Origin of the sequence: Blattabacterium cuenoti (genome assembly GCF_014251375.1) — a bacterium.
GTDB classification, from domain to species: Bacteria; Bacteroidota; Bacteroidia; order Flavobacteriales; family Blattabacteriaceae; genus Blattabacterium; species Blattabacterium cuenoti_K.
This window is the reverse complement of sequence record NZ_CP059187.1, coordinates 1-11,322: the sequence shown is the minus strand read 5'-3', so window position 1 is coordinate 11,322 and position 11,322 is coordinate 1. Positions and strand designations below refer to the sequence as shown.

7 protein-coding genes and 1 other RNA gene are annotated in these 11,322 nt (G+C 27.4%); 4 read left to right on the top strand and 4 right to left on the bottom strand.

Annotated elements, in window-relative coordinates:
- Window positions 1-91: 91 nt before the first annotated feature.
- Window positions 92-504: a transfer-messenger RNA gene (gene ssrA / locus H0H71_RS00040) on the top strand.
- A gap of 59 nt (window positions 505-563) precedes the next feature.
- A complete protein-coding gene (gene lnt, locus H0H71_RS00035) occupies window positions 564-2,258 on the top strand; it encodes an apolipoprotein N-acyltransferase (protein ID WP_317168094.1) in 1,695 nt (564 codons plus the stop codon).
- A gap of 14 nt (window positions 2,259-2,272) precedes the next feature.
- On the opposite strand, the gene H0H71_RS00030 is transcribed toward lnt, so the two are convergent.
- A complete protein-coding gene (locus H0H71_RS00030) occupies window positions 2,273-3,838 on the bottom strand; it encodes an NAD(P)H-hydrate dehydratase (RefSeq protein WP_185856064.1) in 1,566 nt (521 codons plus the stop codon).
- A gap of 99 nt (window positions 3,839-3,937) precedes the next feature.
- Between H0H71_RS00030 and H0H71_RS00025 the strand changes: the two genes are divergently transcribed.
- Both H0H71_RS00025 and H0H71_RS00020 read left to right on the top strand, forming a co-directional pair.
- On the top strand, window positions 3,938-5,116 hold the full coding sequence (locus H0H71_RS00025) for a dihydrolipoamide acetyltransferase family protein (RefSeq protein WP_185856063.1): 1,179 nt from the start codon (window positions 3,938-3,940) through the stop codon (window positions 5,114-5,116).
- A 9-nt stretch (window positions 5,117-5,125) separates the two neighbouring features.
- Window positions 5,126-5,614 (top strand): inorganic diphosphatase, encoded by a 489-nt coding sequence (locus H0H71_RS00020; protein WP_185856062.1) that lies wholly within the window; start codon window positions 5,126-5,128, stop codon window positions 5,612-5,614.
- An 11-nt stretch (window positions 5,615-5,625) separates the two neighbouring features.
- Here H0H71_RS00020 and aspS read toward each other — a convergent pair whose 3' ends face one another.
- From aspS to nusA, 3 genes are read right to left on the bottom strand one after another with little or no spacing between them, the layout of a single operon-like run.
- Window positions 5,626-7,365: an aspartate--tRNA ligase gene (gene aspS, locus H0H71_RS00015; protein ID WP_185856061.1), complete on the bottom strand. Its 1,740-nt coding sequence runs from the start codon at window positions 7,363-7,365 to the stop codon at window positions 5,626-5,628.
- Window positions 7,366-7,378: 13 nt separating this feature from the next.
- Window positions 7,379-10,033, bottom strand: coding sequence for a translation initiation factor IF-2 (gene infB, locus H0H71_RS00010; protein WP_185856060.1), 2,655 nt, complete (start codon window positions 10,031-10,033; stop codon window positions 7,379-7,381).
- Between the two features lie 38 nt (window positions 10,034-10,071).
- Window positions 10,072-11,322 (bottom strand): transcription termination factor NusA, encoded by a 1,251-nt coding sequence (nusA, locus tag H0H71_RS00005; RefSeq protein ID WP_185856059.1) that lies wholly within the window; start codon window positions 11,320-11,322, stop codon window positions 10,072-10,074.

Genomic DNA, 11,322 nt, shown 5'->3' with positions numbered 1-11,322 from the left:
AGAAAATAATGTAATAAATTTATTATGTTATATTTAAAATTTTTAATAAATTTGTTATTTTAATTCTGAGTTACTAATTGTTTGAATGAATGGGGCTGACTTTGGAATTGACAGCAAGATTAGTTATGAAAGTAAGCATATCGTGTTACGTAAGGTTTTACACGTAAATCTAACGTTACAAAACATATAAACGGCGAAAAACAATACGCTTTTGCTGCTTAATGCTGCATGATGTGATTATTCCGTCATAAATCTGCAATATGCAGAAGCAAAATATCTCTCAGTTATTTTTTCTTATAGATACTGATTCAGAGATACTCAATATATAAGGATAAAAAAACAGATGATTCTTAAGTTTTTGAAGTGATTATTATTCGGAATCTAAGCTAAAATTTGGGATCCAAAAACCGATTTTAGTCTAAAAAAAATAACTTTTGGATAAGTATGTAGAAATCTTTCATGCTTCTTGTTTGGACGCGGGTTCGAACCCCGCCAGCTCCACAATATTTTTTTTTATGAAATGTAGTCTTCAGTCAAGTAATTTTTAATGTAAATCAGATAAGATAAGAAGTGATTCAATACATAATAAAATTGAATTTTTTTTCTATAGTCTCCTTTCTGGAATTTTATTAGGATTAGGATGGCCTACTAACGGAAATCCTTTTCTTTTATTTATAGCTTTTATTCCACTTTTATATGTAGAAGAACAGTTATTTAAAACTAATGATTATTTTTCTTTATTATCTATATTTTTACTGTCTTTTTCTGCTTTTTTGACCTGGAACGCTATCTCCACATGGTGGTTATCTTATGCAAAAAGACCTAATGGAAGTTTTGCCACAGAAGCTTATTTAGCTCCTGTTATTCTTAATGCCTTTTTTATGTCAGTTGTATTTACGTTTTACTCATGGATAAAAAAACACGTAAAAAGTAAAAAAATAGGATATGTATTTTTAGTTTGTATATGGATTTCTTTTGAAAAAATGCATTTAGAATGGGAATTATCCTGGCCATGGTTAAATTTAGGAAATGGATTTTCTAATCGTATAGAGTGGATTCAATGGTATGAATATACTGGAATTTTAGGAGGGACAGTATGGATATGGATGGTCAATATAGGGTTTATCAACTCTATTATAAAATATCAAGAAAATAAAAATGTACTTTTTTTCTACAAAAACATACTTTTTAATATAGGAAAAATTTTTTTACTCATTTTAATTTCAAACTATATCTACTTAAAGTATATCTACTTAAAGAATGAAGAAAAAAAAAAAGGAAGAACTGTTGATGTTTTAATTTTACAGCCTAATATCAATCCATATAATCAAAAATATAAAATGTCAACAGAAAGATTGATTTTTCTATTGAAAGAATTAATAGATAAAAAAATTGGAAATAATTCTTTTATTGTAGCACCTGAAACTACATTTCCAGGAAATGAAATTAAAATTTTTATAAAAGACTTAAAGAAAAATAGAATCATAATTTCTGGATTTAGAAATTATCTCAAAAAAGTTTCTCCAAAAACAGTATTTATTACAGGAATAGAATTATTCGATCTTTATAAAAAAGAGAACAGAAGTAAAACTTCTAATCCAATTTTTTTTAAAAATGAAAATAATATTCAATGGATTGATATATATAATTCTATAATCCAAATAGGAACGTACAAGGATGATGTTGTCATTCATCATAAATCTAAATTAGTCCCTGCTGTAGAAACTTTTCCTTATAAAAGGTTTCTTTTTCCTATATTAGGAAACATTTTACTTAATTTTGGTGGTTCAATTATGGAACATGGAAAGCAAAATGACCCTCATTCTGTATTTTTACATCCTTTTTTAAAAGTGAAGTTTGCCCCTATTATATGCTATGAATCTGTATTTGGGGAGTATGTATCTCAATTCTTTAAAAGAAATGCAGAATTTATGGTGATCATTACTAATGATGCGTGGTGGGGGGTGTCACAAGGATATCAGCAACATTTATATTATGCACGTCTTAGAGCTATTGAAAATAGAAAATATATTGTAAGATCTGCTAATACTGGTGTATCTTGTTTTATAGACGAAAAAGGAGAAATTGTATCTTCTATTCCATATGGAATAGAAGGAGTTTTATCAAAAAAAATTTTCATAAATAAAAATCAAACTTTTTATATAAAATATGGAGACTATATTTCTAAAATAAGTTTATTATTATCAATAATAATTATTTTATATACGTTTATGTATATGGTATGTATAAATAAATAAGGTCAAAAAAATATTCATTCATTTTTATTTTTTTTGATTTCTTTGTAAGCTTTTCCTATAGAATTTAGAATATCCATAGCTATTATAGATTCTTCACTAAATTTTTTTGAAGAAAGGTCACCAGATAATCCATGTAAGTATACCCCCATGATACAAGATTCTTTTGGAGAATAACCTTGAGAAAGGAGTCCAGTAATCATTCCAGTCAAAACATCTCCGCTTCCTGCTGTAGACATCCCCGGATTTCCAGTACTATTGAAGTAAAGCTCCCCATGAGGAGTCGAAATAACAGTATGCGCACCTTTCAATACAACGAAAACCTTATGTTTGACAGAAAATTTTTTCAAAAAATCTAATTTTTGATAATCATTTTTCCATATTCCACATAATCTTTCAAATTCTTTTTGATGTGGAGTCAGAATAGTTTCTTCTTTTAAAAGATCTAACAATTTGTTTGATGATTGATCAGATAGAATGTTGATTGCATCTGCATCTATAACTAGAGGAATTTTATTTTTTTTTACTCTTAACAAAAAAGATTCTAACGCATATACAGTCATAGGATGTTTTCCCATTCCCATTCCGATTCCTATAGCATCATATTTTTTAGTAAAAAAACTATTAGGAATAGAACTTATCAAATCTTCTTGTAAATCTGTTTTTACAATTGCTTCTGGGAGAGAAGTTTGTATTATTTGATTTCCACAACGAGGAATATATACACTTAATTTTCCTATTCCTACTCTAAAACTTGCTTTTGCAGAAAGAAGAATCGAACCAATCATTCCGTAACTTCCACCTATAATGAGGCCATTTCCATAATTTCCTTTATGAGAAAATTTTTTTCTTTTTTTATATATGTAACGAATATCTATATCATTGATATAAAATTTTTTTACATGAATATTTTTTATGAATTCTTCTTTCCATCCAATATTTAATAAATACCATTTTCCAACATAATTTTCATAATCTTGCAAAAGAAAAGGAAGTTTTGGAAATTGAAAGGTTAATGTATAAGTAGCTTTTATTATAATCTCTTCAAAATTATCATGACTTTTTCCTATAAAAATTCCAGAAGGAATATCTATAGAAATAACAGATGAAAATTTGGAATTATTAATATAATGAAAAAAAGATTTCCAATATTTTTTTCTGATAGGACGATTCAATCCTATTCCAAAAATTGCATCAATTAGTTTACTATTTTTATCATGCTTGAAAGATGGATATTTTTCTCCCTCATTAATTGTTTGCAATTCTATTCCATATTTTATTATTCTATTTTTATTAATTATAAATTCTTTTGAAAAACGATTAGAAATATTAACAATGTATATTTTTACATTAGCCCCATGTAAATATAACATTCTAGAAAGAGCTAGTCCATCCCCACCATTCTTTCCATTTCCCACTAATATTATAAATGAAACTTTTCTGAGTTGATGAGAATAATGTTCTCTAATCCAATTAAAACAACTTTTTGCTGCCCTTTCCATTAATTCTATAGAAGAAATATCTTCGTTATCAATACAGTATTGATCAATTTTTTTAATTTGATTCAATGAAAGAATTTTCATTTTTTAAGATGAATTTATTATTTTTGATTTTATTGTTTTTTTCTTTTTGTAAAATTAATATCAACAAAAATAATAATATATAAAACGATAACAATTTAAATGTCCGAGTATAATTTGACCCTTCCAGCCATGGGTGAAAGTATAGCAGAGGCGACTATCATTCGTTGGTTAAAAAAAGAAGGAGATTCTATAAGAAAAGAAGATCTCTTAGTAGAGATAGCTACGGATAAAATAGATTCTGAAATTTCTTCTCCTGTAAATGGAATTTTGAAAAAAAAATTATTTTTTCCAAATGAAGTGGTTAAAGTAGGAACGGCTATAGCTATTTTAGAATTAGAAGAAATAAAGGAGAAAGAAAAAGAGTTATTCAAAAAAAGATTTTATTCTCCTCTTGTACGTTCTATTGCTCGAAGAGAAGGAATTAATTTCTATGAATTAGAAACTATAGAAGGGACCGGCGGTACAAAAGGACGTGTAACTAAAAAAGATATATTAAAATATATTCATTTTAGAAATACAGAAAATAAAATTATTTTTCCTTTACAATATTCTCATAATAATAGTAGTGAGGAGGAAATTATAGAAATGGATAGAATGCGTAAAATGACGGCATCACATATGATAGAAAGTAAAAATATATCTGCACATGTTACTTCTTTTGTTGAAGCAGATGTTACAAATATTGTAAAGTGGAGAGAAAAACTGAAAGATGCTTTTCAGAAGAATACAGGAGAAAAATTGACTTTAATGTCTGTATTTGTTGAATGTGTAGTGAAAGCTATCAAAGATCTTCCTATGATAAATATTTCAGTTCATGGAACTAATATTATAAAAAAAAAAAATATCCATATAGGATTAGCTACTGCATTGCCTAATGGTAATTTGATTGTTCCAGTAATTAAACACGCAGATTCCTATAGTTTAGGAGGATTAATAAAAATTATTAACGATTTAATAAAAAGAGCTAAATCTAACCAATTAAGACCTGAAGAAACGCAAGGAGGGACTTATACAATAAGTAATATTGGTAGTTTTGGAAATTTATTTGGAACTCCTATTATTCATCAACCGCAAGTGGCTATATTGGCAATAGGAGTGATACAAAAAAAACTTTCCATAATAGAAACTCCAGAAGGAGATTTTATTGGGGTTAGACATAAAATTTATTTATCACACTCTTATGATCATAGAGTAATAGATGGTATTTTAGGTGGTGGATTTGCGAAACAAGTTGCTTTGTATTTAGAAAAATTTAATTGTTGTACAAAAATAATATAGTGAATAAATATGGAAGTTAATTTTGATGTATTAATTGAAATCCCCAAAGGGAGTAGAAACAAATATGAATTTGATAAAAAAAGTAATTTAATTCGTTTGGATAGAGTTTTGTATTCTCCTATGAGTTATCCTACAGATTATGGTTTCATTCCAAAAACTCTTTCAAAAGATGGAGATCCATTGGATGTTTTGGTTTTTTTAACTGAACCTACTATTCCTGGTTGTTTGATTCGAGTTAAACCTATTGGAATTTTTTTTATGACTGATGAAAAAGGAGAAGATGAAAAAATTATTTGTGTCCCTATAAAAGATCCAAACTATAATACAATTAATAATATTAATGAAGTTTCTTCTCATACTAAAAAAGAAATAGAACATTTTTTTATGGTTTATAAAGATTTAGAAGGAAAGAAAGTAACAGTAGGAGATTGGAAAAATAAAAAAGAAGCTATTTCTGTTTATAAAGAATCTTATTCTAGATATAAAAAAAAAGAATAGATGTTAAATTTTTATAACAACAAGTTTAATTCTTTTAATTTGTTTTTTTCTAAAAAATATGGAGCATTAATCATTAGATCTTTTCCAGAATTATTTTTTGGAAATGCAATAAATTCTTTTATATTTTCTTTTCCTTCTAAAATTGAAATTAATCTATCTAGGCCGAAAGCAATTCCCCCATGTGGGGGAACTCCATATTCAAAAGCATTGATAAAAAAACCAAATTGAGATTGAATTTCTTTTGTAGAAAGACCTAAATGTTTCAAAATTAAGTTTTGAATGTTCTTATTATGAATCCGAATAGATCCACCTCCTATTTCAACTCCATTGATTATAAGATCGTAAGACTGTGAACGAACATTTTCCGGAAAATGTTCCAAGAAATGAACGTCTTCTTTTTTTGGGTTAGTAAAAGGATGATGAAAAGGTTTATATTTCTGAATATTTTCATTCCATTCTAAAAGAGGAAAATCTATGATCCATAATGGTTTTAATGTTTTTTTTCTCTTTTCTATCAGATTTAAACAATGGATTATTTCTAAACGTAATTGATTTAGTTTATGTTTTTTTTCTGTTTTTATTCCGTAAAAAATGAACAACAAATCTCCGGGGTTTGCTTTAAAATACTTTACAAGATCTTCTTCATTGTTCATAAAACTGTTCATAGAAGAAAAAAATGTTTTATCTGGAAAATATTTCAACCAAAAAATGGTTTCAATTTCTAACTCTTTTTGTTTTATCTGTTCAATAATGAAATTTATTTTTTCACATGTATAGTGACTTCTATTTGGAATTGACACCCCCATTGTAAATTCTTTTTTTTTCAAAAAAAAAGAGTTTCTTTTAAAAAAGAAATCCTTCAATTCCAAGAATTTTATATCAATTTGTATATCAGGTGTATCTGTTCCATACATTTTAATTGCATCGGAATAGGAAATCCGTTTAAAAGGTTCCAATTGAATATTTTTTACTTCTTTGAAGATATGTTTTATAAAATTTTCAAAAAATGATAGTATATCATTTACATTGACAAAAACCATTTCACAGTCTATTTGTGTAAATTCTATTTGTCTATCCGAACGAGCATCTTCATCTCGAAAACATTTTACAATTTGAAAATATCTATCAATTCCACCAATCATCAATAATTGTTTAAATAATTGAGGGGATTGAGGTAAAGAATAAAATTTTCTAGAATGTATTCTAGATGGAACAACAAAACTTCTAGCCCCTTCAGGAGTATGATTAATTAATATAGGTGTTTCTATCTCTAGAAATCCATTTTTAGAAAGAAAATTTCGTATTTCTAAAGAAATTTTATGACGAAGTTTTAAATTATTTTTTATTGGATTTCTTCGTATATCAAGATACCTGTACTTCATACGAGATACTTCATCCCCATCTGTCTGGTCTTCTATTAAAAAAGGAGGTTTTGTAGAGTAATTCAATATCTCTAATTGAGAAACGAATACTTCTATTTCACCTGTATAAATTTTATAATTTTTAGAGACTCTTTCTCCTACTATACCGCTAATTTTAATGATAAATTCCTTGCCTAATTCAGGATTTTTTTTTTTTAGTTTTTTTGAAAGAATTAGCTGTGTGATTCCAAAATAATCTCTAAGATCTATAAAAGTTATAGACCCTAGATTTCTCAATTTTTGAATCCATCCAGATAAAACTACATTTTTTCCAATATCCTTTTTACATAGTTCTCCACAATTATGTGTTCTATATATTATTTCATTCATCTGATTGGATCTATTATTTTTTTCTACTTTTATTCTTATCTGTTGTAATTAATTCTTCATAAACTTCTACAATATCTCCATATTTTAGGTTATGGTAATCTTTTATTCCTAACCCGCATTCATATCCTTTAGAAACTTCTTTTACATCTTCTTTAAAACGTTTGAGAGAAGTAAAAATTCCATTATGGATAACAATTCCTTCTCTGATTAGTCTTACTTTTGCTTGACGTAATAATTTTCCTTCAACGACCATACAGCCTGCTATAGTCCCTGTTTTTGGAATATTGAAAATTTCTCTTATTTCTGCATTCCCTAATATTTTTTCTCTTATTTCTGGAGAAAGCATTCCATCCATAGCTTCTTGAATGTCATTAATTACATCATATATAATTGAATAAGTTCTGATTTCTATATTTTCTTTTTTTGCTATATTTTTAGCTCCAGTATTTGGACGAACATTAAATCCGATTATAATAGCATCTGAAGCGCTTGCCAATAAAACATCTGATTCAGTAATTTGACCAATACTTTTATATATAATGTTGATCATAATTTTATTTATAGATAATTTTTGTAGAGAATCAGCAATAGCTTCTACAGATCCGTCTACATCGCCTTTAAGAATAATTTTTACTTCTTTAAAATAACCTAAAGCTATCCGTCTCCCTATTTCATCTAATGTTAAATGTTTTTGAGCTCTTATATTTTGTTCTCTTTGTAGTTGTTCTCTTCTAGAGGCAAGTTGTTTGGCGATTTTTTCATCTTGAAATACTTTAAATTTATCTCCAGCTGTAGGCGCTCCATTTAATCCTAAAATTGTAATAGGTTTTGATGGACCTGAAGTAGAAAGAGATTTTCCACGTTCATCTAAAATACTTTTTACTTTTCCATGATGACTTCCTGCTAAAACATAATCTCCTACTTTTAATGTTCCGCCTTGTAAAAGCAAGGTTGTTATATATCCTCTTCCTTTATCTAAAGAGGCTTCTATGACAGTTCCTATAGCAGGTTTATTTGGATTTGCTTTTAAGTCTAAAAATTCGGATAATATCAGAACCTTTTCTAATAGTTTATCTATTCCGTTTCCTAATTTTGCTGAAATTTCTTGAGATGGATATTTCCCCCCCCATTCTTCTACCAAAAAATTCAAGTTAGCTAACTGTTCTCTAATTTTATCAGGATTTGCATTAGGTTTATCAATTTTATTGAATACAAAAATAATAGGAACATTTGCTGCTTTTGCATGGCTAATCGCTTCTTTAGTTTGAGGCATTACTTGATCGTCTGAAGCAATCACTATAATTGCTATGTCTGTTATTTGAGTTCCTCTGGCTCTCATGGCTGTGAAAGCTTCATGACCAGGAGTATCAAGAAAAGTAATATTTTGATTTTTAGATAGTTCTACACTATAAGCCGCTATATGTTGAGTAATTCCTCCCGCTTCTCCAGCAATTACATTAGTATTTCTAATATAATCTAACAAAGATGTTTTTCCATGATCTACATGTCCCATTACAGTAATAATCGGGTGTCTAGGTTTTAGATTTTCTTCTAAATCCTGATCTCCTTGAATAGCTTCTTCTAAATCTAATCCTACAAATTCTACATTGTATCCGAATTCATCAGAAACAAGTGTTAAAATTTCTGCGTCCAATCTTTGGTTCATGGTCACCATGATCCCTAAAGACATACAAGAAACGATTACATCTGTTGCATTAACGTTCATCATAGATGCTAATTCATTAACAGTTGTAAATTCAGCTATTTTAAGAATTTTGTCTTGTTTTTTATTTTCAATTTCATTTTGAATAATTTTTTTTTCTTTTTTGTATTGTCGTTTTTCTTTTCTAATCTTTGAGTATTTTGATTTAATTCCCTTTTTTGAAGAAATCTTTTCTAAAGTTTCTTTAATTTGTTTTTCAATTCGTTCATTAGTAATTATAGATTTTTGATAATGTTTCTTATTTTTTGATTTTTCTTTTCCCATTTTTTTATCAAAAGGATAAGAATAATTTTTGTTATTATCTTTCTTTTCTTTCTCTTGTTTTTTTCTATTTACTGGAACATTTTTTATATCCTCAATAAGGATTTCTTTTTTTTTATTAATTCTTTTACGTTTCTTTTTAAGAAAAATGGGATTGTTCTCTTGTTTTGTTTTTTTTCTTTCAAATTGAGAAAGATCTATCCTATCTCCTGTTAACATTACTCCATCTAGTTTTTGATAGACCGTATCTATATGTTCTGGCTTGTTCTCTTTTTCTCTGTTTTTTTCTAATGCAGGTTTTTTATACTTATGTTCGTGTTGATTATTTTTTTTTTCTTTTCCATTTCCATATTTTTTTTCGAATATATCAATGTCTATTTTACCTAGTTTTTTAAACCTAATAATTCTTTCTGATCTTGCACGAATAATTTTCTGATTACTTATAACTTCTTTTTTTATTTTTTCTTTTTCAATTCTCTTTTGTAAAAAAGCTTTTTCAGAAGCATCTCGTATCTCTTTATAAGTTTGAAATTCTCTTACGAGAAATCTATACACTTTTTCTTCTATTTTTGCGTTAGGATTGTTTTCTATTTTTATTCCTTTTCTTTGCAAAAAATTGACCACTCTTTGTAAGGAAATATTAAATTTCGTTAATACTGTTTTTAATCTGATTTTATCAGTCATATATAAATCTAAAATAAGAACAAAAGTAAAAATTTAGATTAATTATTATTGAATTCTTCTTCAAATTCTTTTTTGAGTATTCTAACTACTTTAGTTAGAGTTTTTTCTTCTATGTCTATCCGTTCGCTAAGATCATTGTTTCTATAATTTAAAACTGACTTTGCCGTATTTAATCCTACTTTGTGAAATTTTTCTAATATTTCTGGTTCTATTTCATCAGAAAATTCTGTTAATTCGACATCATCTTCATAAGGAAAATCTCTAAATATATGTATTTTGTATCCAGTTAATTGACTGGCTAATTTTATATTTTGACCTCCTCTTCCAATGGCTTTAGATATTTCTTCTAGTTTTACATATACGTTGACATATTTGTGTTTTTCGTCAACTTCCATCATAGAAACTTTAGCCGGACTTAAAGCTCTTGTTATATATAGTTGCGTATTAGATGTATAATTAATTACATCTATGTTTTCGTTTTTTAATTCTCTTACAATAGGATGAATTCTAGAACCTTTCATTCCTACACAAGCACCTACAGGATCTATGCGATCATCATAAGATTCTACAGATACTTTTGCTTTTTCTCCTGGAATACGTGCAACTTTCTTGACAGTGATTAATCCTTCAGAAATCTCAGGAATTTCTAGTTTTAAAAGTTCCTCAAGAAAAGTATCATCTCTTCTAGTCAAAATAGCAAAAGGTTTGTTATCTTTCCAATCTACTCGTTTCACTAGTACTCGAATAGGATCTCCTTTACGGAAAAAATCATTTGGAATTTGCTCTTGTTTCGGAAGAACCATTTCATTTTGTTCTTCATCTCTCATAATAATTTGTCTAGGTAAAATGTGATAGACTTCAACGTTAATAATTTCTCCTATTTTTTTTTTAAATTTTTGATAAGTATTTGTATTGTCATATTCGTTTACTTTTGAAAGGAGATTTTGTCTTAGAGATAAAATAGATCTTCTCCCAAGAGATTTTAGCTCAACTTTTTCCGTAACTTCTTCTCCTATTTCGAAATCTTGTTCTATTTTACGAGCAGTAGATAATTCTATTTCCTTATTGACATCTTTTACTGTTCCATCTTGAACTACTATGCGATTTCTCCAAATTTCTAAATCCCCTTGATCAGGATTAACAATAATATCATAATTCTTAGAAGAATTGTATTTTTTTCTTAATACACATCGTATAGATTCTTCCAAAATAGCCATGAGATTAACTCTATCTATATTTTTTTCTGATTTAAAATCTGAAAAAGAATCTATTAAAGCTTCATTATCCAT